15 protein-coding genes are annotated in these 19,706 nt (G+C 62.4%); 11 read left to right on the forward strand and 4 right to left on the reverse strand.

Features of this window, described 5'->3' with window-relative positions:
- The 3 genes from cysC to FJ492_RS27930 all read left to right on the forward strand — a co-directional run.
- The coding region (gene cysC / locus FJ492_RS27920; protein ID WP_140773531.1) for an adenylyl-sulfate kinase at positions 1 to 633 on the forward strand (633 nt) is incomplete at its 5' end.
- A 10-nt stretch (positions 634 to 643) separates the two neighbouring features.
- Positions 644 to 1,441, forward strand: a complete 798-nt coding sequence (gene cysQ / locus FJ492_RS27925) for a 3'(2'),5'-bisphosphate nucleotidase CysQ (protein ID WP_140773551.1) — start codon at positions 644 to 646, stop codon at positions 1,439 to 1,441.
- A gap of 58 nt (positions 1,442 to 1,499) precedes the next feature.
- Positions 1,500 to 2,798, forward strand: coding sequence for an O-antigen ligase family protein (locus tag FJ492_RS27930; RefSeq protein WP_140773533.1), 1,299 nt, complete (start codon positions 1,500 to 1,502; stop codon positions 2,796 to 2,798).
- A 35-nt stretch (positions 2,799 to 2,833) separates the two neighbouring features.
- Here FJ492_RS27930 and FJ492_RS27935 read toward each other — a convergent pair whose 3' ends face one another.
- The 4 genes from FJ492_RS27935 to FJ492_RS27950 all read right to left on the reverse strand — a co-directional run bounded on the left by FJ492_RS27935 (position 2,834) and on the right by FJ492_RS27950 (position 6,799).
- Positions 2,834 to 3,976 (reverse strand): DegT/DnrJ/EryC1/StrS aminotransferase family protein, encoded by a 1,143-nt coding sequence (locus FJ492_RS27935; protein WP_140773535.1) that lies wholly within the window; start codon positions 3,974 to 3,976, stop codon positions 2,834 to 2,836.
- 229 nt (positions 3,977 to 4,205) lie between these two features.
- On the reverse strand, positions 4,206 to 5,129 hold the full coding sequence (locus FJ492_RS27940) for a carbohydrate kinase (protein ID WP_140507995.1): 924 nt from the start codon (positions 5,127 to 5,129) through the stop codon (positions 4,206 to 4,208).
- Entirely contained in the window at positions 5,126 to 5,572 is a 447-nt protein-coding gene (locus FJ492_RS27945) for an RbsD/FucU domain-containing protein (protein WP_140507997.1), read from the reverse strand. The genes FJ492_RS27940 and FJ492_RS27945 overlap by 4 nt, the downstream gene beginning before the upstream one ends.
- Entirely contained in the window at positions 5,573 to 6,799 is a 1,227-nt protein-coding gene (locus FJ492_RS27950) for an ROK family transcriptional regulator (RefSeq protein WP_140773537.1), read from the reverse strand.
- Between the two features lie 230 nt (positions 6,800 to 7,029).
- Between FJ492_RS27950 and FJ492_RS27955 the strand changes: the two genes are divergently transcribed.
- From FJ492_RS27955 to FJ492_RS27990, 8 genes are all read left to right on the forward strand, one after another.
- A complete protein-coding gene (locus tag FJ492_RS27955) occupies positions 7,030 to 8,046 on the forward strand; it encodes a sugar ABC transporter substrate-binding protein (protein WP_181166784.1) in 1,017 nt (338 codons plus the stop codon).
- Between the two features lie 155 nt (positions 8,047 to 8,201).
- Positions 8,202 to 9,263 carry an ABC transporter permease gene (locus FJ492_RS27960; RefSeq protein WP_140773542.1) on the forward strand — a complete coding sequence of 354 codons (1,062 nt, stop codon included), beginning with the start codon at positions 8,202 to 8,204 and terminating at the stop codon, positions 9,261 to 9,263.
- Positions 9,260 to 10,042, forward strand: a complete 783-nt coding sequence (locus FJ492_RS27965; protein ID WP_140773544.1) for an ATP-binding cassette domain-containing protein — start codon at positions 9,260 to 9,262, stop codon at positions 10,040 to 10,042. The genes FJ492_RS27960 and FJ492_RS27965 overlap by 4 nt, the downstream gene beginning before the upstream one ends.
- 133 nt (positions 10,043 to 10,175) lie before the next feature.
- Positions 10,176 to 12,638 carry a glycogen/starch/alpha-glucan phosphorylase gene (locus FJ492_RS27970; RefSeq protein ID WP_140773546.1) on the forward strand — a complete coding sequence of 821 codons (2,463 nt, stop codon included), beginning with the start codon at positions 10,176 to 10,178 and terminating at the stop codon, positions 12,636 to 12,638.
- A gap of 99 nt (positions 12,639 to 12,737) precedes the next feature.
- Positions 12,738 to 14,951: a 1,4-alpha-glucan branching protein GlgB gene (gene glgB / locus FJ492_RS27975; protein ID WP_140508007.1), complete on the forward strand. Its 2,214-nt coding sequence runs from the start codon at positions 12,738 to 12,740 to the stop codon at positions 14,949 to 14,951.
- A gap of 51 nt (positions 14,952 to 15,002) precedes the next feature.
- A complete protein-coding gene (gene glgC / locus FJ492_RS27980) occupies positions 15,003 to 16,268 on the forward strand; it encodes a glucose-1-phosphate adenylyltransferase (RefSeq protein ID WP_140508009.1) in 1,266 nt (421 codons plus the stop codon).
- Between the two features lie 107 nt (positions 16,269 to 16,375).
- Positions 16,376 to 17,821, forward strand: a complete 1,446-nt coding sequence (gene glgA / locus FJ492_RS27985; RefSeq protein ID WP_140773553.1) for a glycogen synthase GlgA — start codon at positions 16,376 to 16,378, stop codon at positions 17,819 to 17,821.
- Between the two features lie 3 nt (positions 17,822 to 17,824).
- Positions 17,825 to 19,453: an alpha-D-glucose phosphate-specific phosphoglucomutase gene (locus FJ492_RS27990; protein WP_140773549.1), complete on the forward strand. Its 1,629-nt coding sequence runs from the start codon at positions 17,825 to 17,827 to the stop codon at positions 19,451 to 19,453.
- The last annotated feature ends 253 nt before the right edge of the window (positions 19,454 to 19,706 follow it).

Here is a 19,706-nt window from a genome sequence, read left to right on the forward strand (position 1 = left end):
TCGCTGCGCCGCGCCGAAAACATCCATTGGCAATCGCTCGATGTCGGCAAGGGCGTGCGCGCCGACATGAAGAACCAACGGCCCGCCGTGTTCTGGTTCACGGGGCTTTCGGGCTCCGGCAAGTCGACCATCGCCAACCTGTTCGAGAAGAAGCTGTTCGCCACTGGCCGCCATACCTATATCCTCGACGGCGACAATGTCCGTCACGGTCTCAACCGCGACCTTGGATTCACCGACGCCGATCGCGTCGAGAACATTCGCCGCGTCGCCGAAGTGGCCAAGCTGATGGCGGACGCCGGGCTGATCGTCATCGTCTCGTTCATTTCGCCGTTCAGAGCCGAGCGGCGCATGGCGCGCGAATTGATGGCCAGTGGCGAGTTCATCGAAGTCTTTGTCGACACGCCTTTCGAGGAATGCGCCAGGCGTGACCCGAAAGGCCTCTATGCGCGCGCGCTGAATGGCGAGATCAAGAATTTCACCGGTGTCGATTCTCCATACGAAGCACCGGAGAACCCGGAGATCCATCTCAAGACGCTCGGCAAGTCGCCTGAAGAGATGGTAGATGCCCTGGAACACTGGCTGAACGAACGTGACATTGCGGAAGATCAATATGACAATGGCGGCGGCATCTGACGACACGTCGATGCTTGAGATCTTCGAGCGGCTGGCGCTAGCGGCCGGGGGTGAGGTCATGCGTGTGTTCCACGCCGGCTGCGCGGTCGACCGCAAATCGGATTCCTCGCCGGTGACCGAGGCGGACCGCGAGAGCGAGAAGATCATCCTCGCCGGCCTGCGTGCGGAATTCCCCGACATCCCCTGCGTGGCCGAGGAGGAGGCGGCGGCCGGTGTCATGCCGGGCGAACTTGCCGAGACCTTCTTCCTCATTGATCCGCTTGACGGCACCAAGGAATTCGTCAACCGGCGCACCGACTTCACCGTCAACATCGCGCTTGTCCGCCATGGCGTGCCCGAAGTCGGCGTTGTCTTCGCGCCATGCAGCGGCCGCTTCTTTTCCGGTCTGCCGGGCAGGGCGGAAGCCCTCGAAATCGATGGCGACTACCAGATCGTTTCTCGCCGGCCGATTTCGGTGAGAACGGCCGCGACGCCGCTGGCGGTGGTTGCCAGCCGCTCGCACAACACGCCGGAAACCGAAGCCTATATTCGCGACCTTGGTGCCGCCGAGATCGTCTCGGTCGGTTCGTCGCTGAAATTCTGCCTTCTCGCCAATGGCGAGGCGGATGTCTATCCGCGCTTCGGCCGCACCATGGAATGGGACACGGCGGCGGGTGACGCGGTGCTGCGCGCCGCCGGTGGCACGACACGCACGCTGGACGGCAAGCCCTTGGCCTATGGCAAGCGCAACCAGGCCGATGACGAGGACTTCGCCAATCCGCATTTCATCGCCAGCGGCAGGGTTGCAATCCAGGGACGTAGTAGGTGAAAAGCCCTCGTCGATGGCTTATCCTTTGTCGACGTCCCCTGAGTCGGTAAGTGAATGAATGTCCTTGTTTCAGAAATGCCATGCCGTCATTTTGGGCGGCTTTCCCGCATGGACCAGCAATCGTGACGAAATAGTCCTCAGGATGTTGCTGGGCCTCTACGCCCTCTCTCCCGCCCTTTTCGCCTTCATCGAAATGTCTCCGACGGCCCTGGCATTTGTCGCGGCACTCATGGGCGCTCTTACCCTTTTGACGAAGGGTGCGCGCTTTGGCAGAGCAACGATAGGCCTCGCCGTAACTCTGGCCCTCTTGTCCGGCTTTGTCCTGTCGAGCGCCCTGTGGTCGGTTAATGCGAGCCGCTCTCTCATGGCTGCGAGGGACCTGTTTGGCTACTCGGTCGCCGCCATCCTGCTGTTTGAGTGCATTCTGGCGCTTCCGGGCGCTCAACGCGACCGGCTCGCGCGGGTCTCATTGGTCGGCATGTTGATCGGCCTGGTGTCGGTGATGAGTTGGGAACTGTATTTTGCGTTTTTGACCGAAAATCCGCGATTTGTGGAAAATGTTTTCACCCTCCACAAAATCACGGTCTATGGAGCTTTTTTTGCCGTCATATTTCTTGCCCAGCCGTGGTTCGTCTGGAGGGGGCTTGCGGCTCTCTTTGCCGTGCTGACATTGCTCTACGGTCAATCGACCGGCGTCAATCTGGCGATTGTCTTCGTGGCGGTGATGTTTGTCATGCCCGCCAAATACCGCCAGCACGCCTTGGTCGCATTCTTCGCCGTCTATTTGTCTTTTGCCCTGATCGCCCCCTTCGTCGTCTCGCCGCTGTTCGCCTACCTCAAAACCACGGGATGGCTGGCTTTCTATCCAGGAACCTTCGCCGCGCGACTTGATCTTTGGCAGATGATCTCGCCCCACATTGCGGACCAGCCCGTTCTCGGCCATGGCGCCAATACGATGAGAAACGCGGTCGGGGTTGTGGTGAGTCCCACATATTATGCGCAGGTGGATCTCCCAAGCGCACACAATATCGTATTCGATTTGTGGTACGAGCTCGGAGCGCTGGGCATCATTGTGTATGGGGTGCTCCTGGGCGCGATCATAAGAATGATCGGCGGTTTGAGGGGCCCCTGCCATTTCATAGCCAGCAACTACCTGATCATAGCTGTTGTCGAACTGTCGGTCGACCATCGGATCTGGTTGTCATGGGTGCTGGGCACTTTGGTCTTCACAGCAGGGATCTGCATATTGCAGTGCCGTTCCGTGACCCGGCCGGGAATGAATGACCGGACCACAAGACGCGCGCCGACCGTCTCAAATAACGGCGCGACGCGCCGACCCGCGCCCCGACCGCTCTAAGCGAACGAGGTGTGTCCGCCTCTGCTATCAGGCGCCTATTCGGCCGCGGCCTGCGCTGAGTTCGAGCCGATATAGTTGCGGATCGTTTCGATGATCCGGTCCTGGTCGGCCTCGCTAAGATAGGGATGCATCGGCAGACACAGGATGCGTTTCGGCAGATTCTCCGAAACCGCAAGACCGGTCGGCGAGCGCGGGTAGTCGCGATAGGCGATCTGCTCATGCAGCGGCTTGACGTAATAAATTACAGACGGGATGCCTTTTTCGCTCAGATGAGCTTTAAGGCCGTCGCGTTTGGGCGTTTCGATCGCGTACTGCGCCCAGGCTGAACGGCTGCCATCCAGGTTACGGGCCGCGGTGACGATATCGCCCAGGCCTTCTGCATAGCGCTTGGCTACCACCTGCCGCGCTATCATTTCTTCCTCGAGGATGGCCAGCTTCTCGATCAGGATTGCCGCCTGCAGCGTATCCAACCGTGAATTGATGCCAACGCGGATGTTGTCGTATTGCGTCTCGCCCTTGCCGTGGAAGGCGAAGGAACGCAGCGTGTCGGCCAAAGCGTCATCATTGGTGAACATCGCGCCACCGTCGCCATAGCAGCCAAGCGGCTTGGCCGGATAGAAGCTGGTCGAGCCGACGTGGCCGAACGAGCCGCACATCCTGCTTTCGAGCGAACCACCCATGGACTGCGCGGCATCCTCGATCACCAACAAGCCTTCGCGATTGGCGATAGCCATGATCGCCTCGTAGTCGGCGACAAGACCGAACAGGTCGACGGGGATGATCGCCTTCGGCTTCAGTCGGCCTTCCTTCTTGATGGCCGCGATCGCCGCCTCGAGGCTGGCGATGTCGATGTTGTAGGTCTTCGGATCGACATCGACGAAAACCGGCTCGGCCTTGGCCAGCGCCACCACTTCCGCCGTGGCGGCGAAGGTGAAGCTTGGCACGAACACCGCGTCGCCCGGGCCGATGCCGGCGGCAAACAGCGGCAAAAGCAGTGCGTCCGTGCCGTTGGCGCAGGCAACCACATGCTTGACGCCGACATAGGCGGCGAGCTTCTCTTCGAATTCGGCGACCTGGGGGCCAAAGATGTAGCGGCCATCCTCGACAACGTGGTCGATCGCGGCTTTCAGCCGGTCGCGGATTCGTTCGCGCTGCGCGCCAAGATCGATGAACTGCATGTCGGCCTCAATACCTGCCAATAACCGGCCCGCTGGTACCAGACTTGGCGCGGCTGAAAAAGCCGGCTGCGAACCGGGGGTATGGTGCAAGTGTCGCAGGCCGTTACCCGTGTTTTGCCGGCGCATTGCCCCAAAAAGCCGGGAATCCGGGCTTGGCGGTGCAATTCAGGCCATTTTTGTCGCGGTTTTTGGCGCATGGAAACATAAAGTGATCGCTTTCGGGAGCCGATCAGCCGATCTCGTGCCGCCAGGGGGGATTGGCGCCGGCTCGTGATACCGTCACTGCCGCCGCCTTGGCGCCGAGCGCCAATGCTTTGCGGATTGCGTCTTCGGACAGGCTGGAAATCGCCGCCTTCGCCAGCAGGCCTTGCTCATGCAGGGAGGCAAGGATGCCGGCGTTGAACGTGTCCCCGGCGCCGACGGTGTCCACCACCTTGACTGTCTCCGGTATGACGGTGACACGGTGCTGCTTGCTGTAGCCAACGGCACCTTCGCTGCCATGGGTGACGACGATCAGCTTGGGGCCGCGTTCGAGCCAATTGCGCACCACATCCTCGTGCGAACCGGCTTCGCCGAACCAGTGGAGGTCTTCGTCCGACAGTTTGACGATGTCGGCCATCGCCATCATCTCCCGGATGCGCCTGAGGTGCTTGGCCTTGTCGGGGATGAAGTTCGGCCGGATGTTGGGATCGAGCATCATCACGCGGGCCTCATGCTCGCGCCGCATGAACTCCTCATAGGCCGAGCCAGCCGGCTCCGAGATCAGGCTGATGGCGCCGAACAGCATCGCCTCGATCTCGCCGCCGAGTTGCGGCAGGTCTTCGATGGTCAGCATGCGCCCGGCCGTGTTCTCGTCATAGAAGGTGTAGGTTGCCTGGCCGTTGTTCAGCCGCACGAAGGCCAGCGTCGTCGGCCGGGGCGAAGTGTGCGCGTAGGTTGAACTCACTTTGCTTGCCCCGAGCGCGTTCCGGAACTGGCCGCCGAACAGGTCCGACGACAGGCCCGAGAAGAAGCCGGCCGGCGCGCCGAGCCGGCCGAGCGCGATCGCCGTGTTGAAAACGGCGCCGCCGACATAGGGAGCGAAGGCCGGCTCACCCTCGGTGGTGGTGCGCGGCAGCATGTCGATCAGGGCTTCGCCGCAGCAGAGGATCATGGCTTCCTGGTCTCCGGCGGATAGATCACGCCCTTGCGGATGATGATGTTGGCGTAAAGCCGCGGCTCGCTTGTCGCGACGATGGCATGCGCCGATCTGACCCGTGCATAGAAGTCGGCGCCGGCCAGCGCAACCACCTTGCGGCCCGGAGCGCGTTTGGCGCAGATCGCCTCCATTTCATGATGGACGGGGTCGGCAAGCGACGGATCGCCTTTCACCGAGGCGCGAAACAGCGCCTCCGGCACGACATCGTCGACCGGAAGCAGCGTCAGTATCGCGTCGAGTACGGGAATGAGGGCATGGCCGTCGGTCCGGATGAGGCGTCTTGCCTGCTCTTGCGCCGGATAGTTCCCGTCGACCAGGGCGATCTCGTCACCATGGCCCATGGCGCGCAACGTCGCCAGAAGCTCCGGACCAAGCAGCGCCGGAATCCCGATCAGCATTCAGGCGCTCCTGGAGATCGTCGTCGAACCGATCAGGAACCGTTCGGAAAGCGGCAGGCTGGCGCCGCCGAGCGCCCGAGCATGAATGCCCACGGTTCCCTCGCGGACGGTCGGAAGTTTCAGCCCTTCGCCGTCGATCGCACCGATTGCCGTCACGACCGCCTCGACCAGCCTCTGGCGCACGGCCTTCGGCATCCAGCCGTCGATCACCGCGGCCTCGAAATCGATGACCGAGGACGCTGCCACGATGGCGTAAGCGAGCGCCTGCGAGGCGCTGGCGATCCACTCGTCGAGCTCAGCGCCGATCTCCCCCCAATCCTCGGGTGAGGTCCACAGATACGAGGCCTCGACGCCACGCGCATTGAGTCTTTTTTCAAGCATGGCGATCGAGGCCACGTCGATCAGCTGGGTCGGTTTTCCATCCGGCCCGGGCACGGGCATTGAGCCGAGCGCGCCGGCATTGCCGGTCGGTCCGCCGAAGAGCCGGCCGTTGAGCACGATGCCGCCGCCGGCAAAGGCGCCGATGTAGAAATAGACGAAGTCCCGCGCCGCGCCCGTCTGGCCGAAGACCAGTTCGGCGCCGCAGGCGGAGGTGGCATCGTTTTGCAGGTAGACCGGAAAATCGCACTGTGCCTGGATGTCGGCCCTGATATCGCGATGGCGCCATTCGTCCATGACGTCGCGCGGCGCGCCGGCGGTGTCGGCCCAGTTCCAAAGTTCGAACGGCATGGCGATGCCGAGTCCGGCAATGCGCTTGTCCTGCGCCGGTGTCAGCTCGCCGCGCATCGTCTTCATGCCCGACGTGACAAACTCGACTGTCTCGCGTGGGGCAGGGTAGCGGTAGGAATGCTGCAGCATGGCGCGCACCTGCCCGAGGAAATCGATCAGCACGAGTTCGGCGCTACGGCGGCCGATCTTGAGGCCGATGAAGAAGGCGCCTTCGGGATTGAGCGCCATGGGGATCGAGGGCTGACCGATCTTGCCACGCAATGGCGCCTGACGAACGAGCAGGCTTTCTTCCTCCAGTTCGCGCATGATGACCGAGACCGTCTGCGCCGAAAGTCCGGTCATACGGGCAATGTCGGACTTCGCAAGACTGCCGTGCTGGCGCACCAGCGAAAGCACCAGGCGCTCGTTGTGGTCGCGCATGCCGCTCTGGTTGGTGCCGCGGTGAATAAGGCTCTCGTTCGCTTCGGGCGAACCATGCCTCGCAGTGGCGGTCTCCACCCTGTTCCTCCCGTCGTTTCCCCGGCAATGCTTTTGGGCCAGAATGAGTGAACGACGCAAGGCTGTCAATAATAAATAAGAGTGATTTAATTATTGACAGATGCCTTGCTGTGGTGTTCTCTGAGGGGGCATCCGCGCTGGGAGAAGTCGCTTGGATGCCGTGCGGGTGCCGGTTGGCCGGCACTCGAAAATGGTTCACTGGGAGGAAAATCGTGACCAATACAAAACTGTTGAAGTCCACCGTTTTTGCGGCGGCCGCGCTGGGTCTGATGGCGTTCGCTTCGTCCGCATCAGCCGCCGGCGTCGGCGCCTGCCTGATCACCAAGACCGACACCAATCCGTTCTTCGTCAAGATGAAAGAGGGCGCGACCGCCAAGGCCAAGGAACTTGGCGTCGATCTCAAGACCTATGCGGGCAAGATCGACGGTGACAGCGAGAGCCAGGTGGCGGCGATCGAAAGCTGCATCGCCGATGGCGCCAAGGGCATTCTGATCACCGCGTCCGACACCAAGGGCATCGTGCCGACGGTGAAGAAGGCGCGCGATGCGGGCCTGCTGGTGATAGCGCTCGACACGCCGCTCGACCCGATCGACGCCGCCGACGCGACCTTCGCCACCGACAATCTGGAAGCCGGCAAGCTGATCGGCGCCTGGGCCGCCGCCACTCTGGGCGACAAGGCCAAGGATGCCAAGATCGGCTTCCTCGACCTGACCCCCTCGCAGCCGACCGTGGACGTTCTGCGCGACCAGGGCTTCATGATGGGCTACGGCATCGACGTGAAGGATCCCAACAAGATTGGCGATGAGACCGATCCGCGCATCGTCGGCCATGATGTGACGAACGGCAACGAGGAAGGCGGCCGCAAGGCGATGGAAAACCTTCTCCAGAAGGACAACACCATCACCGTCATCCACACCATCAACGAGCCGGCAGCGGTCGGCGCCTACCAGGCGCTCAAGGCCGTCGGCCTCGAAAGCCAGGTGCTGATCGTCTCGGTCGACGGCGGTTGCCCCGGCGTGAAGTCGGTCGCCGAAGGCGTCATCGGCGCCACCTCGCAGCAATATCCGCTGCAGATGGCCGCACTCGGCATCGAGGCGATCGCCGCTTTCGCCAAGAACGGCACCAAGCCGAAGCCGACCGAGGGCAAGAACTTCTTCGACACCGGCGTCAATCTCGTCACCGACAAGCCCGCCAACGGCGTCAAGTCCATCGACACCAAGGAAGGCCTCGCCAAGTGCTGGGGCTGATGCCGGCCTGACCGGAACAAAACCGATCGGCCGGGGGCTTGATCCCCGGCCGCATCGGGTGGACGATGCATCACTGTAAACGCGAATAATCCCGGCGACAGACCGGAAGGCGTGGACGGCGTCAGCGCGTGGCTGAAGCCCTACGGGGAGAAAACATGGCTCAAGTTCAGGAATTCGAGAAGGTTCTCTCGGCCAGCGACACAAGCGTGGCCGCTTTCGACGAGCACAAATCAGCCGTCAAGCGCGTCCAGCATTTTCTGCATTCGACGCCGGCCGCGGTGCCGCTGATCGTGCTGCTTCTGTCGATCATTATCTTCGGCATCACGATCGGAGGGCGATTCTTTTCGTCCTACACGCTGACGCTGATCCTGCAGCAGATCGCCATCGTCGGCATTCTCGGGGCCGCGCAGACGCTGGTCATCCTGACCGCCGGCATAGACCTGTCGATCGGGGTGATCATGGTGATTTCGGCCGTGATCATGGGCAATTGCGCGGTCAGCTACGGCATGCCGAGCGTGCTCGCCGTGGCGATCGGGCTTGCCGCCGGAGCGGCTTGCGGGCTGCTGAACGGGCTGCTGGTCGCCTACATGAAGCTGCCGCCCTTCATCGTGACGCTTGGCACCTGGAACATCGTCATGGCCACCAATTTCATCTATTCGGCCAATGAGACGATCCGCGACACCGACGTCGACAATCAGGCGCCGCTGCTGCACCTGTTTGCCCTGAGCTTCAAGGTCGGCACGGCGGTGCTGACGCTCGGCGTCATCGCCACGGTCGTGCTCGTGCTGATTCTTTGGTACGTGCTCAACCACACCGCATGGGGCCGTCATGTCTACGCCGTCGGCGACGACCAGGAGGCGGCGAAGCTGTCGGGTATCCAAACCAAGAAGGTGCTGATGACGGTCTACACCCTTGCCGGGCTGATCGCCGCTTTCGCGGCCTGGGTCTCGATCGGCCGCAACGGCTCGATCTCGCCGTCCGCCGCCGTCACCGACTACAATCTGCAGGCGATCACCGCGACGGTGATCGGCGGTATTTCTCTCTTCGGCGGCCGCGGCTCCATCCTCGGCACCTTGTTCGGCGCCATGATCGTCGGCGTCGTCTCGATGGGCCTCAACATGCTGGGCGCCGATCCGCAATGGAAAGTGCTGCTCACCGGCGTGCTGATCATCGGCGCCGTCGCCATCGACCAATGGATCAGAAAGGTTTCGGCATGACCCAGGAGCCCATCCTCACCGCGCGCGGTCTGGTCAAGCGCTATGGCCGCGTCACCGCTCTCGACAATGCCGATTTCGACCTTTACCCCGGCGAAATCCTTGCCGTCATCGGCGACAACGGCGCCGGCAAGTCGTCGCTCATAAAGGCGATTTCCGGCGCGGCCGCGCCGGACGAAGGCGAAATCCGGCTCGAAGGCAAACCCGTCTCCTTCAAGTCGCCGATGGAAGCTCGCGAAGCCGGCATCGAAACCGTCTACCAGAACCTGGCGCTGTCGCCGGCGCTGTCGATCGCCGACAACATGTTCCTCGGCCGCGAGATCCGCAAACCCGGCTTTGTCGGCCAGTGGCTTCGCATGCTCGACCGTCCGGCAATGGAAAAGCGCGCCCGTGACAAGCTGACCGAACTCGGCTTGATGACCATCCAGAACATCAGCCAGGCGGTGGAGACGCTGTCGGGCGGCCAGCGCCAGGGCGTGGCGGTGGCCCGCGCCGCCGCCTTCGGCTCGAAGATGGTGATCATGGACGAGCCGACGGCGGCACTCGGCGTCAAGGAGAGCCGCCGCGTGCTCGAACTGATCCTTGACGTGAAGAAGCGCGGTCTCCCGATCGTGCTGATCTCGCACAACATGCCGCACGTTTTCGAGGTGGCCGACCGTATCCACATCCACCGTCTGGGCCGTCGCCTGTGCGTCATCGACCCCAAGCAATATACGATGTCCGATGCCGTTGCCTTTATGACCGGGGCAAAAACACCCCCGGAGGTGGCATTGGCGGCCTGAACTGCCAAGTTGCCGCAGGGTAAGCAGGCGGGAGTATTCTCTAATCGATTGAAAACATGCTGCAATGCACTAGGATAGGCTGGGAGAAACGGTGAAAGCCGGTATGATCAGGCCAAACCGAACGAGAGGCGATATGACATCCGCCATGACGATCGAAGCCCCCGCTCTCGACAATCCCGATCCCAAGACGCTCGCCGAAGAAGTCTTGATGTCGCTCAAATACCGGGTCGGCAAGGACACCACCGTCGCGACCCAGTACGACTGGCTGACCGCCTCGATCAAGGTCGTGCGCGACCGCATCGTCGACCATTGGATGCAGGCCACCAAGGAAGCCTACGACCAGCAGGAAAAGCGCGTCTATTACCTCTCGCTCGAATTCCTGATCGGGCGTCTGATGCGCGACGCCTTTTCCAATCTCGGCCTGATGGAGAATATGCGTGAGGCGCTGTCGTCGCTCGGCGTCGACCTCGACCTGATCGCGGCGCTCGAGCCGGACGCTGCCCTTGGCAATGGCGGCCTCGGACGGCTCGCCGCCTGCTTCATGGAAAGCATGGCGACCGTCGACATTCCCGCGCATGGCTACGGCATCCGCTATGCCAACGGCATGTTCCGCCAGGAAATCCATGACGGCTGGCAGGTCGAACTGCCCGAGACCTGGCTTGACCATGGCAACCCTTGGGAGTTCGAGCGCCGCGAGCGCTCCTTCGAAGTCGGCTTCGGCGGTTCGGTCGAATCGATCACCTCCAGGGAAGGGCGCTTCGAACGCCATGTCTGGAAGCCGAGGGAACATGTTCTGGCGGTCGCCTACGACACGCCCGTGGCCGGCTGGCGCGCCAAGCGCGTCAACACGCTGCGGCTGTGGTCGGGCATGCCGATCGATCCGATCCTGCTCGACAAGTTCAATGCCGGCGACCACATCGGGGCACTGGCTGAAAGCAACAAGGCCGATGCGCTGTCGCGCGTGCTCTATCCAGCCGATTCCCACATGGCCGGGCAGGAGCTCAGGCTGCGCCAGGAATACTTCTTCTCGACCGCTTCGCTGCAGGACATCGTCCAGCGCCATCTCAGCCAATATGGCGACCTGAAGTCGCTGCCCGACAAGGCCGCGATCCACCTCAACGACACCCATCCGGCGATCGCCGTGCCTGAACTGATGCGGCTCTTGATGGATGTCCATGGCATGGATTTCGATCTCGCCTGGGACATCACCAAGCGCACCTTCGGCTACACCAACCATACGCTGCTGCCCGAGGCGCTGGAAAGCTGGTCGGTGCCGCTGTTCGAGCGGCTCCTGCCGCGCCACATGCAGATCGTCTACGCCATCAACGCGCAGGTGCTACTCGAAGCCCGCGCCACCGACCAATTCTCGGACGAGCAGATCAGCCGCATCTCGCTGATCCAGGAGAATGGCGACCGCCGGGTGCGCATGGGTAATTTGGCCTTTGTCGGTTCGCATTCGATCAACGGCGTGTCGGCGCTGCACACCGAATTGATGAAGGAGACGGTCTTCGCCGACCTCCACAAACTTTATCCCGATCGCATCAACAACAAGACCAACGGCATCACGCCGCGGCGCTGGCTCATCCAGTGCAATCCGGGCCTCACCGCGCTTGCCCGCGAGGCGATCGGCGACCGCTTCATGGATGACATCGAGGCGATCAAGGGGCTCGATCCTCTCGCCGGCGACACTGCCTTCCGCGAAAAATTCGCCGCCGTGAAGCGCCAGAACAAGGTGAGGCTTGCCAATCTGGTAGCCGATCGCCTCGGCATCAAGCTCGACCCTTCGGCGCTCTTCGACATCCAGGTCAAGCGCATCCACGAATACAAGCGCCAACTCCTCAACATCCTCGAAGCAATCGCGCTCTATGACCAGATCCGTTCGCATCCCGAGCGCGACTGGATGCCGCGCGTGAAATTCTTCGGCGGCAAGGCCGCGCCCAGCTACCACAACGCCAAGCTGATCATCAAACTGGCCAACGATGTCGCCAGGGTGATCAACAGCGACCCTTCGGTGCGCGGCCTGCTGAAGGTCGTGTTCGTACCGAACTACAACGTCAGCCTGGCCGAGGTGCTGATGCCGGCCGCCGATCTGTCAGAGCAGATCTCGACCGCCGGCATGGAAGCGTCGGGGACCGGCAACATGAAGTTCGCGCTGAACGGCGCGCTGACCATCGGCACGCTTGACGGCGCCAATGTCGAGATCAAGGAGCATGTCGGCGACGACAACATCTTCATCTTCGGCCTCACCACCGAAGAAGTCGCCGAGCGGCGCAACAATGGCTATAATCCGCGCGGCGTCATCGAAGCATCCTCGGAACTGGCGCAGGCGGTTGCGGCGGTTTCGTCGGGCGTCTTCTCGCCCGATGATCCCAATCGCTACCGCGACCTCATCAACGGTCTCTACGACACCGACTGGTTCATGGTCGCGGCGGATTTCGACGCCTATGCCGCCTGCCAGCGCGACGTCGATGCTGTCTGGCGCAACAGCCCGGATTGGTACGCGCGCGCCATCCGCAACGTCGCCCGCGTCGGCTGGTTCTCCTCCGATCGCACGATCCGTCAATACGCGAAAGAAATCTGGAACGTGCCGGTCTGATGTGATTGCATGAGCCACGAACAATGTGGTCCCGGTGATGCGAGCCCAATTCACATCGCTAGAAATGAATAGCTGGTGCCCTGGGAGGGACGCTGCCTGATGAGGAAGCCGCACGCGACCGCTGCGACAAGCGGGCCGGACGGACTGGCGCCAGCCAGCGATGTTGCGGCGATTGTCGCCGGTACGCACGGCAATCCCTTTGCGGTTCTCGGTGTCCAGGAGGCCGGCAAGACCCTGTTCGCGCGCTGCTTCGTTCCGCATGCGCAGTCCGTCACCGCCTACACGCTGACCGGCATCGAGGCGGGCGAATTGACCAGGCGCGACGACGCCGGTTTCTTCGAGGGCAAGCTGTCGATCAGGAAGCGCCAACCGCTTCGCTACCACGCGCGCAATGCCGGCGGCGGCTGGTGGCTGACCGATCCCTATTCGTTCGGCCCGGTGCTCGGGCCGATGGACGATTACTACATCGCCGAAGGTTCGCATCTCAGGCTGTTCGACAAGCTCGGCGCGCATGTCATCGAGCACGAAGGCGCTACCGGCGTGCATTTCGCGGTATGGGCGCCCAATGCCCGGCGCGTCTCGGTGGTCGGCGATTTCAATGACTGGGATGGCCGCCGGCATACGATGCGCGACCGTCGCGACACTGGCATCTGGGAGCTGTTCATTCCCGATATTGGTGCCGGCCGGCCCTATAAATACGAAATCATAGGCCCCGATGGCGTCAGGTTGCCGCTGAAGGCCGATCCGTTCGCCTTCAAGTCGGAGCTGCGCCCGGCAACCGCCTCTGTGACCGCGGTGCCGCCGGCCCATCCATGGGGTGACGAGGCGCATCGCGATTTCTGGCGCAACGCCGACCCTCGGCGCGAAGCCATCTCGATTTACGAAGTCCACGCCGGTTCCTGGCAGCTTCGCGACGACGGCACCTTCCTGTCATGGGATGAACTGGCCGACCGGCTGATCCCCTATGTGGTCGAGGCCGGTTTCACCCATGTCGAATTCCTGCCGATCTCCGAGCATCCCTATGACCCGTCCTGGGGCTACCAGACAACCGGCCTCTACGCGCCATCGGCCCGCTTCGGCGATCCGGACGGCTTTGCCCGCTTTGTCGATGGCGCCCACCGTGCCGGCATCGGCGTCATTCTCGACTGGGTGCCGGCGCATTTCCCTGTCGACGAGCACGGTCTGGTCCATTTCGACGGCACCGCGCTCTACGAGCATGCCGATCCGCGCAAGGGCTTCCACCCGGACTGGAACACCGCGATCTACAATTTCGGCCGCCGCGAGGTGGTGTCATTCCTCGTCAACAACGCACTATTCTGGGCCGAAAAATACCATGTCGACGGTCTTCGCGTCGACGCGGTCGCCTCGATGCTCTACCTCGACTATTCGCGCAAGCAGGGCGAATGGATTCCCAACGAGAAGGGTGGGCGCGAAAACCTCGAGGCGGTCAGCTTCCTGCAGAAGATGAACAAGGAGCTCTACGGGCACCATCCCGGCGTTATGACCATCGCCGAGGAATCGACTTCATGGCCAAAGGTCTCGGCGCCTGTCCATGAAGGCGGGCTGGGCTTCGGCTTCAAGTGGAACATGGGCTTCATGCACGACACGCTGGAGTATTTTTCAAAGGAGCCGATTTTCCGCAAGCACCACCACAATGAGCTGACCTTCGGCCTGACCTACGCCTTCTCGGAGAATTTCGTGCTGCCGCTCTCGCATGACGAGGTCGTGCACGGCAAGGGCACGCTGCTCGGCAAGATGGCCGGCGACGACTGGCAGAAATTCGCGACCTTGCGGGCCTATTACGGCTTCATGTGGGGGTATCCCGGCAAGAAGCTGCTGTTCATGGGCCAGGAATTCGCGCAGCGCCGCGAATGGAGCGAGACGCGCGCGCTCGATTGGAACCTGCTCGATTTCCGCCCGCATCGCGGTGTCTGGCAGACGGTGCGCGATCTCAACTATCTCTATCGTTCACGCCCGGCCCTGCATGGCCGCGACTGCGAGCCGGAAGGGTTTTCCTGGCTGATCGTCGACGACAGCCAGAATTCGGTTTTCGCCTGGGTGCGCAACGCTCCCGGCGGCAATCCGGTCGCCGTCATCTCCAACTTCACACCGGTGCCGCGCGACAATTATCGTGTGCCTCTGCCGAAGGCCGGCAAGTGGCGCGAGATCATCAACACCGACGCTTCCGAATATGGCGGCTCCGGCATGGGCAATGGCGGCGTGGTCGAGGCACGGGCGGAGGGCAAGAGCATTTCGGCAATGATGCTTCTGCCACCGCTGTCGACGATCATGCTTGAACTCGCCGCCGACTGAACTCGTTAAGGCTGGTCAACGCATAAAGACGAGTAACTTGGGAGGGTAGGAATGGCAGACTTGAAACGAACCCAGCCGCTGGCCCGCGACGCCATGGCCTATGTGCTGGCCGGCGGGCGCGGCAGCCGCCTCAAGGAACTGACCGACCGGCGCGCCAAGCCGGCGGTCTATTTCGGCGGCAAGACGCGCATCATCGATTTCGCGCTCTCCAATGCGCTCAATTCCGGCATCCGCCGCCTCGGCGTCGCCACTCAGTACAAGGCGCATTCGCTGATCCGCCACCTGCAGCGCGGCTGGAACTTCCTGCGGCCCGAGCGAAATGAGAGCTTCGACATCCTGCCGGCCAGCCAGCGCGTGTCGGAAACGCAATGGTATGAAGGCACGGCGGACGCCGTCTACCAGAACATCGACATCATCGAGGCCTATGGTCCGGAATACATGGTCATCCTGGCCGGCGATCACATCTACAAGATGGATTACGAGATGATGCTGCGCCAGCATGTCGATGCCGGCGCCGATGTCACGGTCGGCTGCCTCGAAGTGCCGCGCATGGAAGCGACCGGCTTCGGCGTCATGCATGTCGATGCCAAGGACAACATCATCGCCTTCGTCGAAAAGCCCGCCGATCCGCCGGGAATTCCGGGTAATCCGGAATTCGCCTTGGCCTCGATGGGCATCTACGTCTTCAAGACCAAGTTCCTGATGGAGCAACTGCGCCGCGACGCCGCCGAGCCGGGCTCCAGCCGCGACTTCGGCAAGGATATCATCCCCTATATCGTCACGCACGGTAAGGCGATCGCGCACCGCTTCACCAAGTCCTGCGTGCGTTCGACCGCCGAGAACGAGGCCTACTGGCGCGATGTCGGCACGGTCGACGCCTATTGGGAAGCCAATATCGACTTGACCGACGTGACGCCGGAACTCGACCTCTACGACCGCGACTGGCCGATCTGGACCTATGCCGAGTTGAAGCCGCCGGCAAAGTTCGTCCATGACGAGGACGGCAGGCGCGGTTCCGCCGTCTCGTCACTGGTGTCGGGCGATTGCATCGTCTCGGGCGCTTCGCTGAAGAAAAGCCTGATTTTCACCGGTGCGCGCATCAATTCCTATTCGACGCTGGAAGAGGTTGTCATGCTGCCCGACGTTCATGTCGGCCGGAACGCAAAGTTGAGGCGCGTCGTCATCGACCACGGTGTAAGGATACCGGAAGGGCTGGTGGTCGGCGAGGATCCCGCGATCGACGCCAAGCGCTTCCGCGTCTCGGAAAAGGGTATCTGCCTAATCACACAGGACATGATCAACAAGTTGTCAACCTGAACAGGTTGATCAACAAGCTGTCACTTTAGGGTGTTTTGTGCATGTCGTGGTCCCAAAACCGCTACACGGTTCTGGGCGACATGGACCAGGAGCGGATCGTTAAGCGCATGCATGTTCTGTCGGTCACGCCCGAAATTTTCCCGCTGATCAAGACCGGCGGACTGGCTGACGTAACCGGCGCGCTGCCTATTGCGCTCTCGGCCAGGGGCGTGACCATGCGCACGCTCATCCCGGGCTTTCCGGTGGTGATGAACGCCTTCAAGAAAAAGAAGGCCGTCTATCAGTACCCTTTGCTGCAGGGCGGCAAGGCCTCGGTCCATGCCGTCGAGGTCACCGGGCTCGACCTGTTCGTGCTCGACGCGCCGCATCTGTTCGACCGCCCTGGCGGTCCCTATGGCAACGCCTCGGGCGCCGATTGGCCGGACAATTGGCGGCGCTTCGCGGCGCTGAGCCAGGCCGGCGCCGATATCGCCGGCGGCGCCATTTCGGGCTACCTGCCTGACATCGTCCATGCTCATGACTGGCAGTCGGCGATGACCCTGGCTTATATGCGCTACGGCAAGGCCGTTGGCATACCGTCGATGATGACCGTCCACAATCTCGCCTTCCAGGGCCAGTTCGGCGCCGGCATTTTCGGTGAGCTCGGCCTGCCGGCCGCGGCGATGGCACTTGACGGCGTCGAATATTATGGCGGTGTCGGCTTCCTCAAGGCTGGCTTGCAAGCCGCCTGGGCGATCACAACGGTAAGCCCGACCTATGCGCAGGAGATCCGTTCGCCGGAATTCGGCATGGGACTCGACGGGCTCATCAACATGCGTTCAAGCGATCTCCATGGCATCGTCAACGGCATCGATACCGCCATCTGGGATCCGGAGACCGACAAGCATCTGGTATCGACCTATACGGCCGAAACGTTGAAGACCCGGGCGCCCAACAGGGCCGCCGTCGAGGACCGTTTCGGCCTCGACCGCGACGACAGCCCGATTGTCTGTGTCGTCAGCCGGCTGACATGGCAGAAGGGTATGGACATATTGGCGACGGTGGTCGACGGCATCGTCGCGACAGGCGCAAGGCTGGCCATCCTGGGCTCGGGCGACGCGGGCCTCGAAGGCGCGCTGCTGGCCGCGACCGCACGCCACCGCGGCCGCATCGGCGTCGTCGTCGGCTATGATGAGCAGCTGTCGCACATCATGCAGGGCGGCTGCGACGCCATCGTTATTCCTTCGCGCTTCGAGCCTTGCGGGCTGACGCAGCTTTATGGCCTGCGCTATGGCTGCGTGCCGGTCGTCGCGCGCACCGGCGGCCTTGCCGACACCATCATCGATGCCAATGAAGCAGCAATGGCCGCGGGCGTGGCGACCGGGTTCCAGTTTGCTCCCAACAATGGCGGCGCGCTGCTGCACGCCATCCGCCGCCTGGTCGATGCCCATGCCAGTCCCGCAAGCTTCGAAACCATCCAGCGCCAGGGCATGAAGACCGATCTGTCGTGGGACCGAAGCGCCGAAAAATACGTCGAACTTTATCGCCTGCTGCTTTCGAAAAGGGTTGCCTGAAGCATGATACGAACCGTCCCCACCAAGCCCTATTCCGACCAGAAGCCCGGCACGTCGGGACTGCGCAAGAAGGTGCCAGTGTTCCAGCAGGAGCACTATGCCGAGAACTTCATCCAGTCGATCTTCGACGCGCTCGACGGATTTGCCGGCAAGACCCTGGTGATCGGCGGCGACGGCCGCTACTACAACCGCGAGGTCATCCAGAAGGCCATCGCCATGGCCGCCGCCAACGGTTTCGGTAAGGTGATGGTCGGGCAGGGCGGTATATTGTCGACGCCGGCGGCCTCGCATGTCATCCGAAAATACAAGACCTTCGGCGGCATCATCCTGTCGGCCAGCCACAATCCCGGCGGCCCGCATGAGGATTTCGGCATCAAGTACAATGCCGGCAATGGCGGCCCGGCGCCGGAAAAGCTGACCGACGCCATCTTTGCCAAGACCAAGGCGATTTCGAGCTTCAAGACCGCCGACATCGATCCGATCGACATCGATACGGTCGGGACCGTCAAGGCTGGCGGCATGACCATCGAGATCATCGATCCGGTCACCGACTATGCCGAGCTGATGGAGAGCCTGTTCGATTTCGATGCGCTGCGCAAACTGTTCAAGTCGGGCTTCTGCATGCGCTTCGACGCCATGCATGCGGTGACCGGACCCTACGCCAAGGAAATCCTCGAACACCGCCTCGGCGCACCGAACGGCACCTGCCGCAATTTCAAGCCGCTGCCGGATTTCGGCGGTCATCACCCCGATCCCAACCTTGTTCATGCCAAACACCTCTATGACGAGATGATGGGACCGAACGCGCCGGATTTCGGCGCCGCCTCCGATGGCGACGGCGACCGCAATCTGATCATCGGCAAGGGTATTTTCGTCACCCCGTCGGATTCGGTCGCCATGCTCGCCGCCAATGCCCGCCTGGCACCCGGCTACAAGGAAGGCCTGAAGGGTATTGCCCGCTCGATGCCGACCAGCGGTGCCGCCGACCGCGTCGCCCACAAGCTCGGTATCGGCATCTACGAGACGCCTACTGGCTGGAAGTTCTTCGGCAATCTGCTCGATGCCGGCATGGCGACCATCTGCGGCGAGGAAAGTGCCGGCACCGGCTCCAACCATGTCCGCGAAAAGGACGGTCTGTGGGCGGTGCTCTTGTGGCTCAACATCCTGGCCGCGCGCGGCGAAAGCTGCAAACAGATCGTCACCGAACATTGGGCAACCTACGGGCGCAACTACTATTCTCGCCACGACTATGAGGAAGTCGAGACCGAGCGCGCCAATGCGCTGGTCGGCGAACTCAGGGCGAAGCTCGGCTCGTTGCCGGGCACCAGCATTCGCGGCCTGAAGATCGCCAAGGCCGACGATTTTGCCTATCACGACCCGGTCGACGGCTCGACCAGCGAGCATCAGGGTATAAGGGTGCTGTTCGAAGGCGGATCGCGCGTCGTCTTCCGGCTTTCGGGCACCGGCACATCAGGCGCGACCTTGCGCGTCTATATCGAGCGCTATGAGCCGGACCAGGCGAGGCACGATCTCGACACGCAGGAGGCGCTCGCCGATCTGATTTCAGCGGCCGACGACATTGCCGGGATCAAGACCCACACCGGCCGCAACAAGCCCAGCGTGATTACTTGAGGGTGGTGGATGAGGCCTTCCCTTCTCCGCTTGTGGGAGAAGGTGGCCGAGCGAAGCTCGGACGGATGAGGGGTGCTCCAGCTTGGCGCAAACCGGCGCTCAGAACACGGGCGCCTCATTTCTTCCAACACCCCTCATCCGGCTCGGCGCTGCGCGCCGAGCCATCTTCTCCCACATGGAGGCCTTTGCACGGGAGCCGATATTTGGCGCACGTGATGCATGGGCGTTTTTTGAAAGGCGATCGGGCCGCCTT

Origin of the sequence: Mesorhizobium sp. B2-5-4 (assembly GCF_006441095.1) — a bacterium.
Lineage (GTDB): Bacteria > Pseudomonadota > Alphaproteobacteria > Rhizobiales > Rhizobiaceae > Mesorhizobium > Mesorhizobium salmacidum.

Coding starts and splice junctions, on each gene's coding strand:
- cysQ (WP_140773551.1), top strand. CDS start 644: ATGCTTGAGATCTTCGAGCGGCTGGCGCTAGCGGCCGGGGGTGAGGTC.
- FJ492_RS27930 (WP_140773533.1), top strand. CDS start 1,500: ATGTCCTTGTTTCAGAAATGCCATGCCGTCATTTTGGGCGGCTTTCCC.
- FJ492_RS27935 (WP_140773535.1), bottom strand. CDS start 3,976: ATGCAGTTCATCGATCTTGGCGCGCAGCGCGAACGAATCCGCGACCGG.
- FJ492_RS27940 (WP_140507995.1), bottom strand. CDS start 5,129: ATGATCCTCTGCTGCGGCGAAGCCCTGATCGACATGCTGCCGCGCACC.
- FJ492_RS27945 (WP_140507997.1), bottom strand. CDS start 5,572: ATGCTGATCGGGATTCCGGCGCTGCTTGGTCCGGAGCTTCTGGCGACG.
- FJ492_RS27960 (WP_140773542.1), top strand. CDS start 8,202: ATGGCTCAAGTTCAGGAATTCGAGAAGGTTCTCTCGGCCAGCGACACA.
- FJ492_RS27965 (WP_140773544.1), top strand. CDS start 9,260: ATGACCCAGGAGCCCATCCTCACCGCGCGCGGTCTGGTCAAGCGCTAT.
- FJ492_RS27970 (WP_140773546.1), top strand. CDS start 10,176: ATGACATCCGCCATGACGATCGAAGCCCCCGCTCTCGACAATCCCGAT.
- glgB (WP_140508007.1), top strand. CDS start 12,738: ATGAGGAAGCCGCACGCGACCGCTGCGACAAGCGGGCCGGACGGACTG.
- glgC (WP_140508009.1), top strand. CDS start 15,003: ATGGCAGACTTGAAACGAACCCAGCCGCTGGCCCGCGACGCCATGGCC.
- glgA (WP_140773553.1), top strand. CDS start 16,376: ATGCATGTTCTGTCGGTCACGCCCGAAATTTTCCCGCTGATCAAGACC.
- FJ492_RS27990 (WP_140773549.1), top strand. CDS start 17,825: ATGATACGAACCGTCCCCACCAAGCCCTATTCCGACCAGAAGCCCGGC.